The following is a 21,269-nucleotide window of genomic DNA, read 5'->3' as shown; positions in this document are numbered from 1 at the left end:
AGTGGCTGATTTTCTGACCGTCGACGTTTACGACCGACCGCCGCGGGGACCATGGCTGTGGAGCAGGACTGTGAAGGCCGCGTTGACGACGGACATCCCGGGTCTGCGGGCGGCGACGGTCAACCACTCCAACCACCTGTCGCATGCGTTAGGACCGTCGAGCTACCTCCCGCCGGGTCGGGCGCTTGTCGCGGCGTGGGATTCACCGGAGTCGGCCGTGGCAGCCTTCCGCGGACCGCTCGCCTGCGTCGTGCAGTCTCCCCGTCGATACAGTCTCGACGGCGAGGTCGTCCGGGTGCACCGCGAACATCCCCAGGATGACTGGTATGGGTGGCTTCCGTCGGATGACGGCAGCACGCCCATTGCGTCCGATGAACCCCTGGTCGTGATCGTGCACGGCATTCTCAGGCCACGGCATCTGCCCGGGTTCCTCAAGAACAATGTGCATGCCGCGTCGAGGGCTGCCTTCCATCCCGGTCATCGCGGCAGCGTCGACATCTCCTCGAAACTTCCGTTCGAGCACACCTCCGTCAGCCTGTGGAGCACAGCGAAACTCGCGCGTGACTATGCGTATGCCCCGGGTGGACACCGGCATGCCATGGATCATGTCCGAGCCGTCGACACCCACCGGGTCGGGGTCTATCTGCAGGTCCGACCGCTGGCAAGTTCTGGGGCGCTGGGACTGGATTCGCCGGCGTTTCCCGATCTACCACCCGCCGTGCGCGGATAGCGGATGACACCCACCGAGTCGACGTAGTGGGCGCGTGCCGCTGCCCGGGAGTGCGGCGTCAGCCCACGCGGTGTCATCGCCAGATTTCCGCGAGCTCGCCGGCGATGGCGGTCGGGTCCTGGTGATCGCTGTTGCAGCTGACGGCCACCGAGTGAGACCGGGCAGCGCTGACGGCGAAATCCGTGAGGAATCCATCCCACGAACCGTCATGCTCGAGTGACCCGTCGGCCCCAATGGAGATTCCGGCGCCGTAGCGTTCGCCCGTTTCCTCGCCGGTTTCCACGGCACCGTCCACCTGCGCAGCGAGCAACTCAGGGCCGCCAACCGCGCCGGTGCGGTAGTTATCGCCCCAGATCACGAGCTGGCCCGGTGTGGTCTGGATGGAGCCGTCACCGGTCTGCTCCCAGGCGGAGCGGGCGACGGTGTAGCTGCCGTCTTCCCACGTGTATGAAACGGCCAGCGTCGGCACCCGCTTAGCGGGATCCAGCACCATGTCCAAGCCCAGAGGGGTGAAAACCTCGGCGCTGAGAAAGTCCGCAAGCGATGTGCCCGATACCGCTTCGACGACAACGCCGAGCAAGAGGTAGTTGGAGTTGGAGTAGTTCCACCGGGTCCCGGGCTCGAACTCCAATTCCTGCACCTGTGCAAGAGCCTTCAGTGCGTCGGCGTTGGTCGTTCGATCGCTGTCCTGGTATCCCGCGTCAGAGAGCAGATCGATGTAGTCCGGGATACCGCTGTTCTGGTGAATCAACTCGCTGATTGTCACCGTTCGCGACCACTCCGGGAGCCCGGGAACGTAGTCGGCCACCGATGCGCCCAGCGATAGCTTTCCGGCCCCGACGAGGAGCAGCGCGGCAGTGGCCGTGAACTGTTTGGACACCGAAGCGATATCGAATGCCGTATCAGCGGTGATCGCAGTCCCGGAGTTCAGATCGGCCATGCCGCGCGCGCCCGACCAGACCACCTTGCCTTCGATGCCCACCGCCGCCGAACAACCCGGCTCGCTCTTCTCGATGACGCGTTGCAACACCTTCAGGCTGCGGTCCGCGCGGTCAGCGGTGGCGGTGGTCGATGGAGAAAGAGATGCATTGGTGGACAACACCGTTGAGGCATCGTCTGTGACCTCTGTCTGGGCGCAGGCGCACAGCAACATCACAGGCACCACAACAGACAGAGTCCGCATGGCCTGACTGTAGGCGTGCACCAGGAGCAGGTGTGATGATTCTCGGCCGATCGCATCACGGAATGACCTGAGACGTCACCCGGCCTGAGCTAGAGTTCGAGCACCGCGAACTGGAAGTGAGAGCCCAATGCCTGCAGGTAAGCCGAACATTCTGGTCATCTGGGGCGATGACATCGGGATCACCAACCTGAGCTGCTACAGCGACGGGCTGATGGGTTATCGCACGCCCAACATCGACCGCGTCGCCAAAGAAGGGATGCGGTTCACCGACTCCTACGGCGAGCAGAGCTGTACCGCGGGCCGGTCGTCCTTCATTACCGGGCAGAGCGTGTACCGCACCGGCCTGAGCAAGGTCGGGATGCCCGGCGTCGACATGGGCCTGTCGGCCGACGATCCGACGATCGCCGAACTGCTCAAGCCGCTGGGCTACGCCACCGGCCAGTTCGGCAAGAACCACCTCGGCGACCTCAACAAGCACCTGCCCACCGCGCACGGCTTCGACGAGTTCTTCGGCAACCTCTATCACCTCAATGCCGAAGAGGAGCCGGAGAGCCCCGACTATCCCACCGAGGAAGAGGCGCCCCTGCTGCGCAAGATGCTGCTGCCCCGCGGTGTCATCCATTCCTGGGCGACCGAGGAGGCCTCCGATGAGGTCGACGAGCGCTTCGGCCCGCTGGGCAAGCAGCGCATCGAGGACACCGGGCCGCTGACCGCCAAGCGCATGGAAACCATCGATGACGAGACCACCACCGCGTGCGTCGACTTCATCAAGCGGCAGGCCGCCTCGGACACGCCGTTCTTCGTGTGGATGAACATGACCCACATGCATTTCCGCACCCACACCAAGCCGGAGAGCGTCGGACAATCAGGCCGCTGGCAGTCCGAGTATCACGACACGATGATCGATCACGATCGTCACGTCGGGCAGTTGCTCGACTGCCTGGATGAACTCGGCCTGGCCGAGGACACCATCGTCATCTACTCCACCGACAACGGCCCGCACGCCAACAGCTGGCCCGACGGCGCCACCACCCCGTTCCGCAGCGAGAAGAACACGGGCTGGGAGGGTGCTTTCCGGGTGCCGGAGATGATTCGCTGGCCCGGCAAGATCCCGGCCGGCGAGGTATCCAATGAGATTGTCCAGCATCATGATTGGCTGCCAACGTTCCTCGCTGCCGCCGGTGAGCCGACCATCATCGACAAGCTCAAACAAGGCCACACGATCGGCGACAAGACCTATCACGTCCACATCGACGGCTACAACCTGCTGCCGTATCTGACCGGTGAGGTCGATGAGAGTCCGCGCAAGGGATTGATCTACTTCTCCGACGACTGCGACGTTCTCGGGGTGCGGTATGAGAACTGGAAGGTCGTCTTCCTGGAGCAGCGCTGCCAGGGCACCCTGCAGATCTGGTTCGAGCCGTTCACCGAACTGCGCGCACCCAAGTTGTTCAATCTGCGCACCGATCCCTTCGAACGCGCCGACGTCACGTCGAACACGTACTGGGACTGGGTCTTACAGCGGGTTTACCTGTGCCTGTACGCCAACGCGCTCGTCCTGCGCTTCCTGGATACCTTCAAGGAGTTCCCGCCGCGGGCCGAGCCGGCGTCGTTCACCATCACCGCCGCGGTGGAGAAACTCAAGAAGGCCATCGAGTCGGCGGGCGCTTGAGTTTGGCCGGTTTGGATTCCTGGCGCGATGGACCGGCGAAGTCGTCGATCGTCGACTTCGTCAGCCGGGTCACCACCGAGGGCCCGGAGTACGTGGCGCCCGAGGAGCGCATCGCCGTCTTCGACAACGACGGCACGCTGTGGGTGGAGAAGCCGGCCTACGTCCAACTGGACTTCCTGGTGCGGCGGCTCGCCGAGTTGGCAGTCGCCGACGCCGCGCTGGCCAATCGGCAGCCCTACGCGGCCGCGGTCTCTGGTGACCTCAAGTGGTTCGGTGACGCCGTCACCAAGCACTACGAGGGCGACGATTCCGGACTGAAAGTTCTTGCTGAGGGCATCTTCTCGGCCTACCAGGGGTTGACGGTCGAGCAGCACGCGCAGCAGGTCCAGGCGTTCTTCGCCACCGCCCGGCACCCGACCCTGGACCGGGCGTACACCTCATGCGGGTACACGCCGATGGTGGAGCTGCTGGCCTATCTGGAGGCGCACGGGTTCGTCAACTACATCGTCTCCGGTGGCGGGCGTGACTTCATGCGGCCGGTGACGACGACGATGTACGGGATACCGCCCGAGCGGGTGATCGGTAGCTCGGTCGGCCTGGATTATGCCGACGGCCAGCTGCTGACCACGTCGCGGCCGGAGTTCCTCAACGACGGACCCGTCAAGGCGGTGCGCATCTGGGGACGCACCGGCAGACGACCGATCTTCGCAGCGGGCAACTCCAACGGTGATATCGAGATGCTCCAGTTCACCGATGCGGCACCGGGCTTGTCGATGAGCATGCTCGTCCTGCACGACGATGCCGAGCGCGAATTCGATTACACCGCAGGGGCGGAGCGCGCACTGGAAGACGCCGAGACGCACGGGTGGACCGTCGCCAGCCTCCGCAATGACTGGGTGACCGTGTTCGGTGACTGACGCCGACCTGGTGTGGATTCCGGGCCAGACGGCCATGTTGGGATCCGACCGCCACTACCCGGAGGAGGCCCCGGCCCGCTCTGTCACCGTCGACGGGTTCTGGATTCAGGCCCGCCCGGTGACCAATGCTCAGTTCGCGGAATTCGTCGAGGCCACCGGCTATGTCACCGTCGCTGAACGACCCCTGAATGCGGCAGACTTTCCCGGTGCCCCGGCGGAGAACCTGGTGCCGGGATCAATGGTCTTCCACCGCACGAGCGGCCCGGTGGACCTGCGCCATCTGAGCCAGTGGTGGATGTGGACCCCCGGCGCGTCCTGGCGTCACCCCGTCGGACCGCTCTCCACGATCGACAAACGCGCCGCCCACCCGGTGGTCCACGTCGCGTTCGAGGACGCCGAAGCCTATGCCGAGTGGGCCGGGCTTTCGCTACCCACCGAGGCTGAATGGGAGACCGCCGCCCGCGGCGGACTCGACCACACCACCTACACGTGGGGAGACGAACCCGAGCAGCCCGGTCAGAAGCTGGCCAACTACTGGCACGGCGAATTCCCGTGGCGTCCGGACGCCGGCTACGGCCGCACCACACCGGTGGGAACCTTCTCGCCCAACGGCTACGGCGTGTTCGACATGGCGGGCAACGTCTGGGAATGGACCACCGACTGGTATGCCGACACCCGCGCCGCAGATCCCTGCTGTGAGGCCGGCAGCTACGACCCGGCCCAGCCGCAGTTCACCGTCCCGCGCAAGGTCATCAAGGGCGGCTCGTTCCTCTGCGCGGACAATTACTGCCTGCGCTACCGCCCGGCGGCACGACGACCCCAGATGGTCGACACCGGGATGAGCCACATCGGAATCCGCTGCGTCAAGCGGTAGGGCCCACCTTCGGGTCCGACGTTAAGTTGTCATCATGCGAGTGTTCATCACCGGTGCCAACGGATTCATCGGGCGCGCGCTGGCACGGCGTCTGAGCGAGGACGGCCATCAGGTCAGTGGTGTCGACGTCGTCGCCGACCCCGATCGGGACATCGTCGCCGGTGACATCGGCAGCATCGGGCCCTGGCAAGAGCATGTTGCCGGCGCGGATGCGGTGATTCACACCGCGGCGGTGGTCTCCAATGCCGTGGGTATGGATGCCCAATGGCGGGTCAATGTCCTCGGTACCCGCCATGTGCTCGACGCGGCCGCTCGCGGTGGCGCCGGGCGCGTCGTTGTCCTGTCATCGGTTCGGGCGTTCTCCGACCTCAGTTTTCCCAACAACGTCACCGAGGACTTCCCGGTACGCCCGGACGGCGACCCCTATGTGGACACCAAGATCGCCGCGGAACACGTTGCTTTGCAAGCACATATCGCCGGCGACGTCCCGGTCACGATTGTGCGGCCCGCCGACGTGTACGGGCCCGGATCCCGGCCGTGGACGATACTGCCGGTCGAACTGATCAGAAAGAACACCTTCGTGTTGCCGGCCATGGGCCGGGGGCTCTTCAGCCCGATCTACATCGACGACCTCGTCGACGGAGTCCTCCTGGCTGCCCACCATCCGGAAGCGGCCGGTCAGATCTTCAAACTGTCGGCCGGCGGCGTCTCCTGCAAGGAGTTCTTCGGCCACTACTACCGGATGCTGGGCAAGCGTCCGGTACTCCTGCCGACCTGGCTGGCTCTCTCGGCGGCGCAGGCGAATGCGTTCACCGCGTCGCTACGCAGGCGGCCCACCGAGGCCAACGCCACCTCGGTGCGCTATCTCACCCGGAGCGGCACCTACTCGAATGAGAAGGCCCGCCGGATGCTGGGTTTCGAGCCCCGCGTCGAGCTCGACGAAGGGATGGCGCGGGCCCAGGACTGGCTGCAGGCAGCCGGGCTTCTGACGAGTTGACGGCGTCCTCGGGGACCGCTACATCTTGACGCTGGGCACCAGCCGGGTGAGGTTCCACAGCTGATTGCGCCGGGCCGCTAGTGAGGTCAGCAACATCGACCCCAGCCACAGCGCGACCATGAAGATCACCGCCTGCCACAGCCGGCCGTCGATACCGCCGAGGATCAACTGTCGTAACCCGTTGACGCCGTACGTCATCGGATCGAGTCGGTGCAGCGCCTGGAACGGCTTGGTGGTGGTCTCGACGGGGTAGAGCCCACCGGCGCTGACCAATTGCACCATCAGCAGCGTCATCAGCAGCACCTTGCCCAACACCGGGCCGAGCAGTGCGCTGATCGCCTGTGCCACTGCGATGAAGGCGCAGGACGCCAGGATCATGAAGCCCAGCATCGCCACTGGATGCTCGGCGTGTACGTGCAGGGCGAAGCGCACGACGCAGTACAGGATCACTGCTTGGGGAATCCCGATCAGGACGGCGGGCAGATAGCTGGCCAGCGTCACCCGGATCGGGCTGATCTCCGCGGCGATGGCCCGGGTCTGCAACGGACGGAACGCCATCCACAGCAGCATGGCGCCGAAGAACAGCGCAAGCGTGAGGAAGAACGGTGCCATGCCGGTGCCGAAGTTCGGTGCCGAGTTCTCGTGTGAACTCGTCAGCTGGACCGGGCCGCCGATCGCCTCGGCGATGGCGTCCTTCTGCTGGGGTGTCCAGTCGGGTACCTTCTGCGCGCCCTCGGCGAGCTTGGTCGCCAGCTCCGCTGACCCGGCACTCAACTGTGCTGTACCGGTTTTCAGCTGCCGGGCACCGTCGTCGAGCTTCACCAGGCCGGCGTTGAGCTGAGCATTGCCGGACGCCACCTGCTGGGCGCCATCCCGCAGCTGGGTGAGCTTGTCGCTGAGTTCCCTACCCTTGGCGGAGATGTCGGTCAGCGCCGAACCGACCGGACCGCCCGCGTCGGCGGCCGCACGGGCCTTGTCGAGTTTCGCCTGGATGTTCGGGGTGCGCTCGTGGGCCTGTAGCTGGTCGCGGGTCTCGCGCAGTTTGGCGGTGGCCATCACCGACACCGGATCCTGGTTGGCCGAGAGGTTGTCGATGACCGAGGTCAATGACTGGGCGGCGGCATCCTGCGCTGCGGTGACGGTGTCGAGCTCGTCAGATGCCGCTGTCAGGGCCGACGAGCTGTCCTGGACCTGGCCGTTGACCTGATCGCTTTGCGTGCCGATCTGCGCCAGCAGGTTGGTGATCTTCAGCAGGGGATCGGTGGCGGTGTTGATGCCGTCGGACAGCTTGCGTGAGCCGGCGGCCAGCTCCGCGGATCCGCTGCGGGCGGCATCCAGGCCGGCCGCCAACTGGCCTGCGCCAGAGTCGAGTTGGGCTGCGCCGTCGGAGAGCTGGTGTGCTCCGTCGGCCGCCTGCTGGATGCCCGCACCCGAGGTGGTGATCACCGACAGCACCTGGTTGACGGCCTGTCCGGAGATTCTGGTCGACACGGCATTGAGTACCTGTTCCACGGCGGTGCGGCCGATGCTCGACGAGATGTAGTTGTTGGCGTCGTTGTACTCGGCGATCAGCTGAGCCTTGCGGGGGTTCCCGGTGGTGGGCGAGGCGATGGCCTCGCTGAAGTCCGGCGGCAGTTCCAGCATGAAGTAGTACTTGCCGTGCGCCACGCCGTCGCGTGCCTCGGCGTCGTCGACCAGGTGCCAGTCCAGGCTCTTGTCATCGGTGAGACCCTTGGCGATCTCCTTGCCGACGTTCATCTCTTGACCGGACACCTCGGTGCCCCGGTCCGAATTGACCAGTGCGACGGGCAGTTTGTTCACATGGCCGAACGGATCCCAGTACGCCCACAGGTAGAGCGCACCGTAGGTCAGTGGCATCAGCATCAGGACGACGACGGCGATCCGCGTCATCCGGTTGCGGGCGAAGCGTTTGATCTCCGAGCCCAGGGCAAGTCCGCCCACCATCTTCTCAGTCCTTTTCCGTGCTGTTCGGGATGTGTACTTCATGCTCGGGTGCCTGATCGCCGAGCGAATTCGTCACGCCCACAACGACCAGACGGTCGGCGGCGATGGCACCGAGGCGTTGGACCGCCTGTGCCCGTCGGGCGTTGTCGCGGACCTGCTCGAGATCACCGACCACCAGCACGGGCCGATCCGAGTACAGCGCCAGGGTGATCTGCAGCAGGAACATCTCCAGGTCGCCCAGATCGCCGATGTAGTCGGTCGGCGCCGGGCGGTCGATCTCCCCGAACACCTCGGCCAGGACGTCCCGTCCGGAGTCGTCGCGTGACCGGCGGAACAGGGGAGCCAGCCAGCGGCGCTGTTCGGTCACCACTGTGCCCACCGTGACCGAGTCGTCGAGATCGTCGATGTCGCCGAAGGCCGCGATGGCGCAGTGCCGGCGGATGGCCCGTGGCGTGGTCTCGCCGAACACCGTCACCGTCCCGGAGGTTGGCTTGAGCCGGCCGGCCAGGGTGAGCAGCAGTGCCTTCTGGCTGTGACCGCCGGGCATGTGCACTGCGTGCAGGCCGCGGTCCAGGGTGAGGTCGACGTTCTTGTACAGCGGGAAGTGCTCACCGTCGAAGGTCAACCCCCGCGCCACGATGATCGCGTCGCTATCGGCGCCGGAATGCACCTGCGGAGCGGGAACCGCAGCGTGTCGGCTCATGGAACGCCTCCTGAGGGTTGCTGTCGTGGTGGTACTTCAATACGATATGTATTCAATACGGAATGTATCGAGTCTGAGGGGCAGTTTGTCGTGAAGGTCACAGAGGCGCGGGAAACCCGCCGGCGCAGCAACACCCGGGCCCGGTTGATCGAGGCCACCGACGAACTCATTCAGGACAGTGGCCGGACCTGGTTTAGCGTCGAGGAGGTGTGCCGAGCGGCCGGCTACACCCGCGGCGCCTTCTACTCGAGCTATGACGATATGCAGGATCTGCTCTTCGAGGTCTACGAACAGCAGAACGATGCCCTCGTCGAACGGTTGCGGCGCACCGCCCAACCCCTGTTGCGCACCCAGGGCGTTCTCAAGACCGATCGAGTGGTGCGCCAGCTGCTGAAGGCCGGTGTCACCGATCAACCGCGCATCGCCCTGCACGCCGCTCTGGTGGCTCGCGCGGCTCACCAGCCCGATATCGCCCGCGCCCTGGACGACCAAGTCGAACGCCTTCGCGATGGTCTGCAGGGGATTTTCGTCGAACTGATCGCCAAGACCGGCCGAACGATGACTGTCGCGCCGGAGATCTTCACCCGGGCGCTGATGGCGGCTCAGGCCGGTGCCTCCGGTCAGTTCCTCAGCGATCGCGCGGCCACCGAGGAGGTTCGTTACCTCACCGCATTGGCCGTCGTCGAAGGACTGTCAGCCTGACCGTCAGCGCGCGAAAAAGTAAGCCCTGTTTGCCTTTCCGTCAATATCAGCCGTGGCAATGAATCGGCACTGCAGGTCCATGGACACCGCAAGTGCGCTAGATTCATCGGATGCCTCTTCGCTGCATGCGAAGGCATCCGGTGGGGGACGACTGGTCATCCGGTCGCTGGGTCGGGCTGGTTGCTTCGCCCATGTTCATCGCGAGCCTGCTGCTCGCAGCGCCACCTGTCGCGTCTGCGGCCGATTGCCCCGACGCGGAGGTGATCTTTGCTCGCGGCACCGATGAGCCGGCGGGTATGGGCCGCGTCGGTGACGCTCTCGTCGACTCGCTGCGCAGCGAGCTGCCCGCAATGAACATCGCGAGCTACGCCGTCAACTACAAGGCCGGCAAGCTGCAGCTGCACGGCGGCGACGGTGCCAATGACGTGATTGCCCACGTCAAGTCCACGGTGGCCTCCTGTCCCGACACGAAGATCGTCCTGGGCGGCTACTCGCAGGGCGCGAGCGTGATCGATATCGTGGCCGGGGTTCCGATGGCCGGCATCACGTGGGGCAGCGCGCTGCCGCCCGAATACTCGGACAACGTCGCGGCGGTGGCCACCTTCGGCAACGTGGCCGCCCGCACCGGCGGGTCGCTGCCGACCCAGAGCGCACTGCTCGGTGCCAAAGCCATCGATCTGTGCAATCCCGGTGACCCGATCTGCCACGCCGGGCCGGGCAACGCCTGGAGCGGTCATACCGAGGGCTATGTTCCCGGCTACACCGATCAGGCGGCGGCATTCGTCGCGGCCAAGCTGCTGGCCGGGTCGCTGCCGACGCTGCCCGGCTACGGCCCGCTTCCGGGGTACGGCCCGGCCACCCCCAGCTACGACCCGCAGACCTCGATCCACGGGCCGCAACCCGGATACGGGCCGGTGATGCCGGGTTACAGTCCCGTCCTGCCCGGCCCGGATACGTCGCCCGGCGTGACGCCGTCGCCGGAACCCGGGTTTTCGACCATCGCCTGAGGCGGCTCCGCTTTTGCCCAGGTGAACCCGCGACGCGCTGGGCTTCACTGGCCTGACCAATCTGGCAAACAGCAGTTCCCGCCGCCGCGGCGCCCTCGAACCGTATGCTCAGGGCCAGGGGGGTCCAGGGGGATGACCAGACTCGGGTGCGTGGTTCGGCTGTCGGCTGCTGCCGTCGCGGGTGTTGCTGCCCTGATTTTTCTGGGTTCGGCCGTCTCCTCGGCCGACGCGGGAACAACCGCATCGGCCGGCAGTGGCCGCAGCGCCGCGTCCCCTGCCGGGACTGGCCACGCCCCTGCGGCACGCCGACACCAGCGCGCTACCGTCCCGGCGCCCCGCATCGCGCGCAGTACCAACACGGCTGGCGTCCGCGCGCCGGCCGCAGCCGGTCGGTCCGCACGTCCAACTCCGGCGGCGCCCAGCACATCCAACAGTCAGCCGTCGAATCCTGTTGTGCCATACACCGATTGGTCGGTAGATCAGAACCTGTTCACTGGTCGCCCGAGTCTGGTCAACCAAATTTTCAACGTGGCCCTGTGGGGACTGGAACAGGTCACCACGCACACCACGCTGTTGCCCTCACCGACGGTGCTCAACCAGGATTCGCCGCCCTGGTTCAGCACGCTGGGGCTGACCGTGGGGCGCGCGGACTTCAACGGCATGCCGGTCTACACGTTGTCGTCGTCGGCGCCCTCCGGGGACTATGTGGTCTCGCTGCACGGCGGCGGCTACGTGAGCCAGCCACTGGTCTTTGAATGGCTGGCCAATGGCGCGATCGCCCGGCAGACCGGAGCAACCGTGGTGGTCCCGATGTACCCGTTAGCCGAACAGGGCGGCACCGCGGCCACCGTGGTTCCCGGGATGGCGGACTTTCTCAGTACCCTGGTCAACGCCTACGGCGCCGATCACGTCAGCCTGACCGGGGCATCGGCGGGCGGGGGATTGGCCCTGGCGGCGACCCAGGAGCTGGTGCGCCGTGGCGCCAGCACTCCGGGCCGGATGGTTCTTGTCTCGCCCTGGCTGGATGCGACCGTCAGCGATCCGGCCAGCCAGGTCATTTGGGATCCCCTGCTCGATGTGGAACAACTGCAGAGCTTCGGGCTGGCCTGGGCGCACGGGCTGGACCTCACCGATCCTCGGGTGAGCCCGCTGTACGGCTCGCTGGAGGGGCTGCCGCCCACCGCGGTCTACAGCGGGTCTCTTGATCTGCTGGCGCCGGACACCGTGCGTCTGCGCCAGCGGGCGATCACCGAGGGCCTGGACATGACGTTTGTGCTGCGCGACGGCCAGTTTCACGGCTGGCCGCTGTTTGCCCCGCTACCGGACGCCATGAGTTCGCTGCGTGCCATCGAACAGCAGCTGGGTGTCGGCCGCGGAGTAGGGACCCACACCGGCCACGCTTTGCGGCAGAGCTGATTCGCCAATCGCCATCCGACGACACAAGACTTTGCTACGGTGCGCGAGACGAAAGCGGGGAGTGCTCATGATGCGTCAAGCGATGGTGGTGCTGGCGGCGGCGATCGCGCTGGGAGCAACGGCGTGCAGCAGCTCGGACTCCGGGAAGGCGGCCTCGTCGACTTCCTCTTCGGCGGCAACGACATCCGCGGCGGCAACGACATCTGCTGCGGCCGCGGCGGATTCGGGTCAGTTGGAGTCGCTCGTGCCAGCCCCGGCCAACACCAACACCACCAAGGGGCCGGATAGTCTGGCCGACAACGGAATTCACCTTTTCTTCCAGGTGACCGGCTCGCCCGCTGACGTGATGAAGGCCTACAAGGAGGCGCTGGAAGCCAAGAAGTGGGACGTCACCAGCGTCGTCACCTCCGATGGCGGTGCCACCTACACCGGTACTAACGGAGCGGCCTACAGCGTGATCGACGGCGGCGGCTGGTCAGACAAGACCTACATCGACGTCTGTGCCTGGCCGACCAAACCCGCTGACCCTAACTGCAAGCGCAGCGACCGCTAAATCCCTGGTCCCAAGCACATTAGGGACCCCGTCGTCGTCGCCTATCGCATCAGTGCGCACGGCTACCGGCTGCTTGGGCGCAAACGGCAGATCTGCCGCTGGCTCGGTGTTAATCTCCGAGAATCTACGCCGCCGTGAGAAATGGGGCGACCATGGCCGACATCGTCCTAGTCAACCCCCGGTTCGAGGTGTCCTACTGGGGACTTGAGCATGCACTCAAGCTGCTCGGTAAGAAATGCAACTTGCCCACCGCGTGCTTGCCTCTGCTTGCAGCGCTGACGCCGGACGGTCATCACGTGACGTTGGTCGACGAGAACGTCGAGCCGATCGACTACGACCGCCTGGCACGAGCAGACATCGTCGGACTCACCGGCATGAGTGTTCAGCGCCAGCGGATGCGAGAAATCCTCCGTGAACTGAAGGCGCGGGGCGTGTTCACCGTGGTCGGCGGTCCATGGGTCAGCGTCCAGGAGGATTACTTCGACGGCCTGACCGACGTCATCTTTGTCGGCGAGGCCGAGACGACATGGCCCCAGTTCCTCGACGATTGGGCCCACGGCCGGCACCACCAGCGATATGAGCAGGCCGAGCGCACCGATATGACCCGTGTTCCGGTGCCGCGGTACGACCTGCTGAAGACCAAGAACTACGTCTTCGGCAGCATCCAGTTCAGTCGCGGATGTCCATTTCAGTGCGAGTTCTGCGACATCATCGTCACATTCGGGCGCAAGCCGAGAATGAAGACCAGTGCCCAGGTCATCGCCGAATTGGAAGCTCTGCGTCAGCAGAATCTACCGATCGCGTTCATCGTCGACGACAATCTGATCGGCAACAAGGTCGCCGTGAAAGTTCTCCTGCGCGATATCGCCGATTGGCAGGCTGCGCAAGGCTTTCCGTTCCAGTTCTTCACTGAGGCGTCGCTGAATCTGGCCGAGGACGACGAACTGATGGAGCTGATGGTGGCGGCGAACATCACCGTGGTGTTCATCGGAATCGAAAGCCCGAATGAAGAGTCCCTGCGCGAAGCCAAGAAGTACCAGAACGTGAAGAAGGGCGGTTCGATCGTGGACCGGGTCCGCAAAGTACAGGACGCGGGTCTTGAAGTCTGGTGCGGCATGATCGTCGGCTTCGACAATGACGATGCCCGAATCTTCAAGGAACAAGTCGATTTCATCCGGCAGACCGACATTCTGCATGCGATGGTCGGCATGCTCTCGGCCATTCCGAAGACGCCCCTGCACAAGAGACTGCACGACGAGGGCCGTCTGGATCTCGCCGACGAGCAGCCCTTCGGCACGAATGTCATTCCGCTGGGGATGACGCGTGACGAGTTGCGTGACGGCTATGTCGGCATGATGCGGGAACTGTATGACCCGGACTTCTTCTTCGACCGAATCGAAAACCTCTTTCTGACGAGAAACTTTGAGTTCGGGCGGGCCCGCACCGAGTACTGGCGCAGCCACCCCTGGCGCAGGCGACAATCACAGTTCCTTGACGCCGCGCGTGCCCTCGGGCTCTTCGCGTTGCTGATGAAGAACGTTCCAGATCGACATCTGCGACGGATCTACCGCCGCCGGATGGCGACAATTCTTCGTCGACGGCCCGACCCGGCAGTTCTGTTCGTCTGTGTGGTGAAGTGTGCGGTGCACTATCACCACTACACGATGTCCAGGGAGATGTCCGATGCGGGCAGGTTGGTCAATACCTTCTAGGAATGAGCGCGGCTCCGAGTGTCAGTGCCGCGACCGGTAGAAGCCATCCGTCCCATGCGTACTCGGAATCGAAGCCGTCGGTGGGCGCTCGGCGTCCCGGTCGTCCTGGTCCTCGTCGCCGTCGTTGTGGTCGCGCTGCTCTACTCCAACCGGGACAACCGCACGCCGGCAACGGCATCCACCAGCACGTCGAGCCTGCTCGTGGTGACCTGGGGTCCGAGCCTGTGCTCGGTGGAACGGTCCAACCCGGGGTGCCGTAGCGGTCATGTCAAGGGGCTGGGCCCAACCCTGATCCTGCACGGCCTGTGGCCGCAACCCACCAGCGAGCAGTACTGCCCGCTGCCCAGTGGCCAACGAGATCTGCCCTCGCTCCAGCTGCCGGCTGATCTCACCGACGACCTGCAGTCGAAGATGTCCGACGTCGGCATCATGGCTCCCCACGAGTGGAAGACCCACGGCAGCTGTTCGGGGGTCAGCGCGACCGAATACTTCCGCGTCTCGTCGACACTGGCCGAGCAGGCCGGCGCCATCCTGGATCCGGTCTTTCGCACCGCCGACGGCCGGGTAACGATCGAGGCGATCCGGGCCGCCCTGGACGCCGGGCTCTCAGCCGGAGCGGGCAAGCGGGTAATGCTGATCTGTCGTGACACCGACCGCGGGCCGCTCGCCTACGAGGTCAGGCTGTCGCTGCCGTCCGTGGCCGATCTGGCACAGGTGCCGGATGTCTCACTGCGTGACGTGATCGCCAAGGGCCCAACGCTTTCCGGCGGCTGCCGGCGGGGGAGTGTGCCGCGCTAGTCGCGTCTCGCCTCGGTGACCGGTGACAGCGCTGCGGCCGAGCTGACCGCAGCACCGGCGGCCGGCCCGCAACTGTCGCGGACCTGACCATCCGGGCAGGTGGTCTGGTCCCAGATCACTCCGGTCAGGATCGCCCCGGTCAAGATGGCGCCGGTGAGATTGGCCTTGGTCATGTCGGCCGACATCAGTTTGGCGCCAGTCAGATTGGTACCCACCAGCGAGGCGCCGGTGAAGTTCGCATTCTCCAGACGCGCCAGTTGCAGGTTGGCGCCGTCCAGGATGGCCGAGGTGAAGTTCGCGTTCGTCGCGATCGGAGCGGTCAGTGCGGCGCCGGTCAGGTTCGCCCCGGTCAGGTTCGCCCCGATGAAGTTGGTTTCCAGGCCTTGGGCGCCACTGAGGTCGGCGTTGATCAGGATGGCATTGACGAACTTGGCATTACCGAGGCCGGTGTTGTCCAGCTTGGCACCGGTCAGGTTGGCTCCGGTCGCGTCGGCTTCTTCCAGGTTCGCTCCGCTGCCGATCACCCCGGTCAGGTCGGCCTGCGCCAGGTCGGCTCCGGACAGGTCGGCATTGGTGAGGTTCGCCCCCTCCAGGTCGACGCCGGTGAGGTTTGCACCGCTGAGGTCGGCTCCGGTCAGATTGACCTGCGTCAGGCTGGCCCCGCGCAGATTCAGTCCGGCCAGCGCCGCGCCGGACATGTTGGCGCCCTGAAAGTTGGTGTTGTTAAACGTGGCTCCGCTGAGGTCGGCGTCTCGCAGGTCGGCGTTGATCAACGTCGCATTCCGCAGGTTGGTACCCCGCAGCGTCGAGTCCTTGAAGATCGCGTTGGTGAAATCCGTCCCCTGGGCGTTCGCCGTGCTGAGGTTGGCCAGGGTCAGGTCGGCGCCTCGCAGCGATGCGTCGGTGAGATCCGCACCGGAGAGATTGGCCTGGCTCAAGTTCGCGCCGTTGGCGTTGACGTCTTGCAGCACAGCTTGGGAGAGGTTGGCTTGAGACAGGTTGGTGCCCTGAAGGTTTGCGCTGCGCAGGTTCGCATTACCCAGGACGGCCTGCCGGAGGTCGGCATTGGCCAGATTGGCGTTGATGAAGCTGGCGCCATTGGCCGTCACCCCGGAGAGCGTGGCACCCAGCAGGGTGGCACTCCGCAGGTTCGCATTTGTCAGGTTTGCCTCGGAGAGGTCGGCACTCGAGAGGTTGGCCAGCCGAAGGGTCGCCCCGGTGAAGTCGGTCTGTTCGAGCTTCGCGTGATTGAGATCCGCAGTGGTCAGATCCGCGCCCTGCAGCGTCGCGTCGGTGAGGTCAGCGCCCTGCAGCGAGGCGCCGTACACGGTGGCGTCGTTCAGGGTGGCTTTCGTCAGGACGGCGTTTTTCAGGTTGGCGTTGGTCAAGGTGGCGTCGGAAAGGTCCGCCTTCTTCAGGCTGGCGCCGATGAGGCGAGCGCCGGTGAGATCCGCGTTGTCCAGCAGCGCACCGTCCAGGACAGCGCTGTTGAGGTTCACATTCCGTGCATCGGCCCGCGACAGCGTGGCATCGGTCAGGATGGCCCCGGCCATGTTGGCGTCGCGCAGTCCGATCCCGGTCAGGATGGCTCCGGTCAGATCCGCGCCCGTGAACGTCGCACGCCACGCGAACGCGTTGCTCAGATCTGATCCGGTCAGGTCTGCACCGGTCAGGTTGGCGCCGTAGAGCAACATGCCGGACATGTTGGCGCTGCTGACGTCGGCCTGGCTCAGATTGGCGCCGTAGCCATAGGCACTCGACAGGTTTGCATCGGTGAGTGTGGCGTCGTGGAAGTTGGCCTCGGTCAGGTTGGCCTGGGTGAGGTTGGTGTCGGTGAGGTTTGCGCCGGTGAAGTTCACCCTGGTCAGGTCCAGGCCGGCCAGGTTCTGCCCGGAGAAATCTTGGCCGGAGCAGTTCTTGGTGGCAACACAGGCCGGGGGAGTCTTGGCGGCGCCATCGCCGAGGAAGAGGTGGCGACGAACCAGCAGCAACGCGCCCTGGACGAAATCGGTGACCGGGTTCGAGGGGAGAGTCGACAACCAGTTGGTGGCCGAGTCCAGGAACGTGCGCACCACTGTGGCGATCGGAGAGGTGCTCACACTCGCCGACAGCGCGGCAGGCGCCGTAGTGCGCACGGCGGTGGTGGTCACTGTGCTCGATGCCGCGACAAGGTCGGTGGCAGCGGCGGTCGCGGCTGGTGTCGCCGCTGACACGTCGCTGCGCGGAGTTGTGTGAACGGTCGTCACCGGTGCGGTGAGTGCGGTCCGCTGCCGGGTCCTTGCAGACGAAATGCGGGAAGGCGCAGTGCTTTCCGTCGCCTGCTGTGTGTCGGGTTCGCTACCGGTGCCGGTCGCACGTCCCGATCGGCCCTGGGATGTGGTGGCACCCTGGGCGTCCGCCGGCTTGGCTTTCGAGTCCGCGGCCGAGTGGGGGCGTTTGGAATGTCCTGCGGACTTGGAGGCGGTGGTCGACGGATCGGAGGTGTCGTCGGCGTGGGCGATCCCGGGTGTGCTGAACACGATCGCGGCGCCGACACCGGCCGCAGCAACACCGGCCCGCAGCCACCGGATGGCCGGCTGAGGATTGCTGTTTACCCCTCGTAAGCCATCCAATGGCTTGTCCACGTTTGCACTCCCGAGATCGGCGGCTTTGCTGTGGGCACGTCGTTGCGCCCGCAGCGAGAAGGTTTGCGAACAGTAGCGTGACGTCGTCGTCAAATACAACCGCAAGGCTGCAGCCGTCACATTCTTGGTATCGGTAGCCCGGTGAGGGGGATGGACTTGGCCAGCCGACGCCAGTCCGGCGTCGCATCCTGAAAGGACGACAGATGAAGATCCTGCCCCCCAACGTCGAGCAGCAGATCGCCCGCGTGGACCGCCAGAAGAGCCTCGCCATCGGCATCAGCTCCGGGCTGGTGGCGCTGTGGTGCGCCTACCGGGTGGTGTGGGCGCTCTACCTCGCGCTGACCTACGACTTCCTGTTCGGTTCGCTGATCTTCTCGGTGATCCTCTGGGGCGTCATCGGTGTCGTCGCCGGGGTGTCGGCGTTCGCGTTCCTCACCCAGTACTCCAAGGGCCCGGCCGCGCCGACGACTGATCCGACCAACTAGGTCTGAGATCAGGGCAGCACGGTGTGCATCAGCATCACGTTGTACGCCGACCACAGCGAGAGGTTGTAGTACAGCTCGCGGCCCGTCGACCAGGGATGCAGGAACGGCGCGTAGATGCCGCCGGGGAATTGCATGGAGGACACCAGCATCTGCTCAGGTCCCCATGGCCCCTGCGGCGCCGGCGCCGTCCGCATCACGACATCGTTGTTGCCGTTGCAGTACAGCACCAGATACTGCTTGAGATAGGTGTTGAACTGAGCCGACATCTCGCCGACCGGTCCGGGGATGACGGGAGTCGCCGCCGCCGGATTGCCCGGAACCCACGAGTTGCTGCCCGAACTCCAGTACTCGTACTTGCTCAGATCAGGGATGTAGGCCGGTTGGACCCGCGCGATGAACGCCGAACCGCTGCGCCCGTTGGGCGTGCCGAACGTGTAGAGGTACGGATCGCCGGGGCCGGGCTTCAGGAAAGCGCCCATCTGGAAGTTCTCGTTGCCGCCGCCCGGGGTGCGCACGGTGTTGGGATACACCCCCCAGGTCTCACCGTTGTCGCCCGAGACCGCGATCGCCGAGTAGTTCGTGCTCCAGGCGCCGTTGGCGTCCCAGCTTCTGATCGACATGAAGTTCATGAACTGCTTGCCGCCGAAGCCGACACCAGCGGTCGGGATGATGCCGGTCTCTTCGGGTGCGGCGTTGATGCTGTTGATCACCTGCTTGGAGATGCCCTGACGCCACACCGGCGAGCCGGAGTACGGGTTGCCCGGCACCCCGTCGGCCACCGTGATGGTGTTGGCCAGCGACCGGTCCGAGGTGCGGAACAGCACGTTGTAGCGCCACTGCTTGCCGGGGATCATGCAGAAGCCGTTGGTGTCGCCGAACGCCATTAGCACCTGCTGGTTGGCGGGATCGCCGTTGTCCCACATGATTCCGAGGTCGGTGCCAGTGATGGCGAAACGCTGCACCGTGCGGTTGGGACTGTCCGGTCCGGTGACCCAGCCGACGAGCGAGGTCCCGGCCGGCGCGGTCGACGGTGCGGGCTGGGCAGCGGCCGCAGGTGCCGGCGCCTGTTGGGCGACCGGCGGGGTCTGGGTGGTGGCGGTGCCGGGCTGTACGGGCGTGACCGCAGCCTGCTTTTGCACCTGACCCGAATTGGGTATGAGCGCCTTGATGATCGCCAACGGCAACTGGCCGAGCTTGGGCAGCGGGGCCTCGTCGTTGGCACCGGCCGGCTTATGGCCGATCGGACGGTCGAACGGGGCGATCCGCGACGGGTTCGGAATCTCGAAGGCCTGGTTGGGCAGTGGCTGCGCTTCTGCCGAGGCGCCCTGGCATGGCTCGGCCGACGCGGGCGGGGCGGTGCACAGCGACGCGCACAGACCCAGGACAAGCACCGAGGCCGTCGGTCGCGCGGGGATGCGGAGACGCGGCGCCACAGCACACCTTTCGGGGGTGAGACGTCGCGGGAGACGCCGAGGATTGATCCATGTGACGATAGGGACTGTTGAGGCTGCTGTGATCAGTGATGCACGAAAAGGTATCCATCCGTGACCGTGTCGCAACCACCGTGCGCGGTGACCAGCGGGCGAACTTCCGGCCACGAAAATTCGACGTTTGGCCAACTTCCCCGTCGCGCTAGGCACACTGGGAGCGTGATCGCGCGTACGACAGCACTGGTGGCTGCGTTGTTCGTCAGCGCTGCCGTTGCGGTGGCGCCGGCGTCGGCCGCACCCGGTGACCCGCCCGGTGCCCTGACCTTCGGTGGCCTGCAGCGCACCTACGTCCTGCACGTGCCGCCCGGCCTGACCCAACCCGCCGGGCTGGTGATCAATCTGCACGGTGCCGGGCAGACCGGAGCCGTGCAGGCCGGGGTGACCAACTACAACGCCGTCGCGGACCAGTACGGGTTCGTGGTGGCCTATCCCGACGGCATCGACATGAGCTGGGCTGACGGTCGCGGCGCCTCGCTACCCGACCGTGAGGGTGTCGACGATGTGGGTTTCCTGGCCGCCCTCATCGCGCAACTCAGCCGGGACTTCGCCATCCCGCCTGGCCGGGTGTTCGTCACCGGGATGTCAGCGGGCGCCTTCATGGCCAACCGGTTGGCGTGTGAGCGTGCCGATCTGGTGTCGGCGGTCGCACCGGTGGCCGGGACACTGAGCATGAGCATCGGGTGCAACCCGTCGCGGCCGGTATCGGTCCTGGCCGTCCACGGCACCGCCGATCCGGTGGTGCCCTACACCGGCGGGGCCATGGTCGGCCGCGGCGGTCCCAGCGACATCGTGAGCGCACCCTCGATGGCCGAGCGGTGGCGCGCACTTGACAACTGCCCGGCCCCACCCGCACCCGACCCCAGCGGATTCATGGCCACCGGATGCGCCGGTGGGACCCGGGTCGAATTCGTCAGCGTCGACGGCGGCGGACATGTGTGGCCGGTCGGCCCGGCCTTCAACGCCTCGGCGGCCACCGGACAGTTCTTCTCCTCCGTGGCCTGAAAAGCTCTGGGCGGCAATACTGCTCAGTCAACCGACTGCCAGTTGTCCTCCAGCCACTGCAGATAGCCGTGTTCGTCGGCGCTCAGCGTACTGACCACGATCGGGATGTGTCTGCGGCGTTCCGGTGTGTGCGGCGGGTGTGGGCGTTGATTCCATGCGTCAAGGCCTTCCCGGGCCCGCCAGTAGGCGTCGCTGGCACTGGGGAAGCGCCACGACCGGCGGATCCGCGAGATGGCGCTCAGGCTGCCGTCGGACTGCAGGAACCACAGCGACCTGTCGTCGCCGACCAGCAGTGGGCGGGCCCGCTTGCCCTGCCGGGGCAGGTGTTCATGTGCCCACGCGGCCAACGCCTCCAGGTCGTCGCAGACCGCATAGGGCGGTATACCCGGCAGGAAGAACCACGTCGCTTCGAACACCTGGGCCATCGCGCCACGGTAGC

At 65.7% G+C, this 21,269-nt stretch carries 20 protein-coding genes; 14 read left to right on the top strand and 6 right to left on the bottom strand.

All coding sequences use genetic code 11. The features are described from left to right. Position 1 precedes the first annotated feature (1 nt). Positions 2-730: a hypothetical protein gene (locus BN3385_RS26565; protein ID WP_059022444.1), complete on the top strand. Its 729-nt coding sequence runs from the start codon at positions 2-4 to the stop codon at positions 728-730. Between the two features lie 73 nt (positions 731-803). Here the strand turns inward: BN3385_RS26565 and BN3385_RS26560 are convergent, their stop codons facing one another. Continuing rightward, on the bottom strand, positions 804-1,913 hold the full coding sequence (locus BN3385_RS26560) for a serine hydrolase domain-containing protein (protein WP_231748826.1): 1,110 nt from the start codon (positions 1,911-1,913) through the stop codon (positions 804-806). 127 nt (positions 1,914-2,040) lie between these two features. Here BN3385_RS26560 and BN3385_RS26555 point away from each other — a divergent pair, with 127 nt between their 5' ends. From BN3385_RS26555 to BN3385_RS26540, 4 genes are read left to right on the top strand one after another with little or no spacing between them, the layout of a single operon-like run. Further along, a complete protein-coding gene (locus tag BN3385_RS26555; RefSeq protein WP_059021477.1) occupies positions 2,041-3,585 on the top strand; it encodes an arylsulfatase in 1,545 nt (514 codons plus the stop codon). Then, positions 3,582-4,502 carry an HAD family hydrolase gene (locus BN3385_RS26550; protein ID WP_059021475.1) on the top strand — a complete coding sequence of 307 codons (921 nt, stop codon included), beginning with the start codon at positions 3,582-3,584 and terminating at the stop codon, positions 4,500-4,502. Before BN3385_RS26555 ends, BN3385_RS26550 begins: the two co-directional genes overlap by 4 nt. After that, complete coding sequence (locus tag BN3385_RS26545; RefSeq protein ID WP_082690664.1) at positions 4,495-5,376, top strand: formylglycine-generating enzyme family protein; 882 nt, start codon at positions 4,495-4,497, stop codon at positions 5,374-5,376. Before BN3385_RS26550 ends, BN3385_RS26545 begins: the two co-directional genes overlap by 8 nt. 34 nt (positions 5,377-5,410) lie before the next feature. After that, the gene (locus BN3385_RS26540) at positions 5,411-6,373 is read left to right on the top strand and encodes an NAD-dependent epimerase/dehydratase family protein (RefSeq protein ID WP_059021472.1); all 963 of its coding nucleotides are present in this window, start codon (positions 5,411-5,413) and stop codon (positions 6,371-6,373) included. An 18-nt stretch (positions 6,374-6,391) separates the two neighbouring features. Here the strand turns inward: BN3385_RS26540 and BN3385_RS26535 are convergent, their stop codons facing one another. Continuing rightward, a complete protein-coding gene (locus BN3385_RS26535) occupies positions 6,392-8,338 on the bottom strand; it encodes a YhgE/Pip domain-containing protein (protein ID WP_059021470.1) in 1,947 nt (648 codons plus the stop codon). Between the two features lie 4 nt (positions 8,339-8,342). Then, complete coding sequence (locus BN3385_RS26530; RefSeq protein ID WP_059021468.1) at positions 8,343-9,041, bottom strand: P-loop NTPase family protein; 699 nt, start codon at positions 9,039-9,041, stop codon at positions 8,343-8,345. Between the two features lie 90 nt (positions 9,042-9,131). Between BN3385_RS26530 and BN3385_RS26525 the strand changes: the two genes are divergently transcribed. The 6 genes from BN3385_RS26525 (at position 9,132) to BN3385_RS26500 (ending at position 15,229) form a co-directional block, all read left to right on the top strand. Then, complete coding sequence (locus tag BN3385_RS26525; RefSeq protein ID WP_059021467.1) at positions 9,132-9,743, top strand: TetR/AcrR family transcriptional regulator; 612 nt, start codon at positions 9,132-9,134, stop codon at positions 9,741-9,743. 191 nt (positions 9,744-9,934) lie between these two features. Next, a complete protein-coding gene (locus BN3385_RS26520; protein WP_231748825.1) occupies positions 9,935-10,750 on the top strand; it encodes a cutinase family protein in 816 nt (271 codons plus the stop codon). 528 nt (positions 10,751-11,278) lie between these two features. After that, positions 11,279-12,166, top strand: a complete 888-nt coding sequence (locus BN3385_RS26515) for an alpha/beta hydrolase (protein ID WP_197415279.1) — start codon at positions 11,279-11,281, stop codon at positions 12,164-12,166. Between the two features lie 67 nt (positions 12,167-12,233). Beyond that, the gene (locus BN3385_RS26510; protein ID WP_231748824.1) at positions 12,234-12,719 is read left to right on the top strand and encodes a hypothetical protein; all 486 of its coding nucleotides are present in this window, start codon (positions 12,234-12,236) and stop codon (positions 12,717-12,719) included. Positions 12,720-12,871: 152 nt separating this feature from the next. Next, complete coding sequence (locus tag BN3385_RS26505; RefSeq protein WP_059021460.1) at positions 12,872-14,431, top strand: B12-binding domain-containing radical SAM protein; 1,560 nt, start codon at positions 12,872-12,874, stop codon at positions 14,429-14,431. Between the two features lie 54 nt (positions 14,432-14,485). Continuing rightward, positions 14,486-15,229, top strand: coding sequence for a ribonuclease T2 family protein (locus BN3385_RS26500; RefSeq protein ID WP_082690662.1), 744 nt, complete (start codon positions 14,486-14,488; stop codon positions 15,227-15,229). Here BN3385_RS26500 and BN3385_RS26495 read toward each other — a convergent pair. Further along, positions 15,226-17,475 (bottom strand): pentapeptide repeat-containing protein, encoded by a 2,250-nt coding sequence (locus tag BN3385_RS26495; RefSeq protein WP_156432894.1) that lies wholly within the window; start codon positions 17,473-17,475, stop codon positions 15,226-15,228. The genes BN3385_RS26500 and BN3385_RS26495 overlap by 4 nt on opposite strands. 97 nt (positions 17,476-17,572) lie before the next feature. On the opposite strand from BN3385_RS26495, the gene BN3385_RS28430 reads away from it, so the two are divergent. Together BN3385_RS28430 and BN3385_RS26485 are read left to right on the top strand one after the other, a co-directional pair. Next, a complete protein-coding gene (locus tag BN3385_RS28430) occupies positions 17,573-17,809 on the top strand; it encodes a hypothetical protein (RefSeq protein ID WP_156432893.1) in 237 nt (78 codons plus the stop codon). Between the two features lie 247 nt (positions 17,810-18,056). Next, the gene (locus BN3385_RS26485) at positions 18,057-18,338 is read left to right on the top strand and encodes a hypothetical protein (RefSeq protein WP_059021454.1); all 282 of its coding nucleotides are present in this window, start codon (positions 18,057-18,059) and stop codon (positions 18,336-18,338) included. An 8-nt stretch (positions 18,339-18,346) separates the two neighbouring features. Here BN3385_RS26485 and BN3385_RS26480 read toward each other — a convergent pair whose 3' ends face one another. Beyond that, positions 18,347-19,771 (bottom strand): glycoside hydrolase family 183 protein, encoded by a 1,425-nt coding sequence (locus tag BN3385_RS26480; RefSeq protein ID WP_059021452.1) that lies wholly within the window; start codon positions 19,769-19,771, stop codon positions 18,347-18,349. 216 nt (positions 19,772-19,987) lie between these two features. On the opposite strand from BN3385_RS26480, the gene BN3385_RS26475 reads away from it, so the two are divergent. Beyond that, positions 19,988-20,830 carry an extracellular catalytic domain type 1 short-chain-length polyhydroxyalkanoate depolymerase gene (locus tag BN3385_RS26475; RefSeq protein ID WP_059021451.1) on the top strand — a complete coding sequence of 281 codons (843 nt, stop codon included), beginning with the start codon at positions 19,988-19,990 and terminating at the stop codon, positions 20,828-20,830. 23 nt (positions 20,831-20,853) lie between these two features. On the opposite strand, the gene BN3385_RS26470 is transcribed toward BN3385_RS26475, so the two are convergent. Next, positions 20,854-21,255 carry a hypothetical protein gene (locus tag BN3385_RS26470; protein ID WP_059021449.1) on the bottom strand — a complete coding sequence of 134 codons (402 nt, stop codon included), beginning with the start codon at positions 21,253-21,255 and terminating at the stop codon, positions 20,854-20,856. Positions 21,256-21,269: the final 14 nt, after the last annotated feature.

The organism is Mycobacterium sp. M26 (genome assembly GCF_001494595.1).
Taxonomy (GTDB): domain Bacteria; phylum Actinomycetota; class Actinomycetes; order Mycobacteriales; family Mycobacteriaceae; genus Mycobacterium.
This window is presented reverse-complemented; position numbering and strand designations above follow the sequence as displayed.

Excerpts from the sequence above, each read along its gene's own strand:
- BN3385_RS26560 (WP_231748826.1), bottom strand. The coding sequence starts at position 1,913 with ATGCGGACTCTGTCTGTTGTGGTGCCTGTGATGTTGCTGTGCGCCTGC.
- BN3385_RS26555 (WP_059021477.1), top strand. The coding sequence starts at position 2,041 with ATGCCTGCAGGTAAGCCGAACATTCTGGTCATCTGGGGCGATGACATC.
- BN3385_RS26540 (WP_059021472.1), top strand. The coding sequence starts at position 5,411 with ATGCGAGTGTTCATCACCGGTGCCAACGGATTCATCGGGCGCGCGCTG.
- BN3385_RS26535 (WP_059021470.1), bottom strand. The coding sequence starts at position 8,338 with ATGGTGGGCGGACTTGCCCTGGGCTCGGAGATCAAACGCTTCGCCCGC.
- BN3385_RS26530 (WP_059021468.1), bottom strand. The coding sequence starts at position 9,041 with ATGAGCCGACACGCTGCGGTTCCCGCTCCGCAGGTGCATTCCGGCGCC.
- BN3385_RS26520 (WP_231748825.1), top strand. The coding sequence starts at position 9,935 with ATGTTCATCGCGAGCCTGCTGCTCGCAGCGCCACCTGTCGCGTCTGCG.
- BN3385_RS26510 (WP_231748824.1), top strand. The coding sequence starts at position 12,234 with ATGATGCGTCAAGCGATGGTGGTGCTGGCGGCGGCGATCGCGCTGGGA.
- BN3385_RS26505 (WP_059021460.1), top strand. The coding sequence starts at position 12,872 with ATGGCCGACATCGTCCTAGTCAACCCCCGGTTCGAGGTGTCCTACTGG.
- BN3385_RS26500 (WP_082690662.1), top strand. The coding sequence starts at position 14,486 with ATGCGTACTCGGAATCGAAGCCGTCGGTGGGCGCTCGGCGTCCCGGTC.
- BN3385_RS26485 (WP_059021454.1), top strand. The coding sequence starts at position 18,057 with ATGAAGATCCTGCCCCCCAACGTCGAGCAGCAGATCGCCCGCGTGGAC.
- BN3385_RS26470 (WP_059021449.1), bottom strand. The coding sequence starts at position 21,255 with ATGGCCCAGGTGTTCGAAGCGACGTGGTTCTTCCTGCCGGGTATACCG.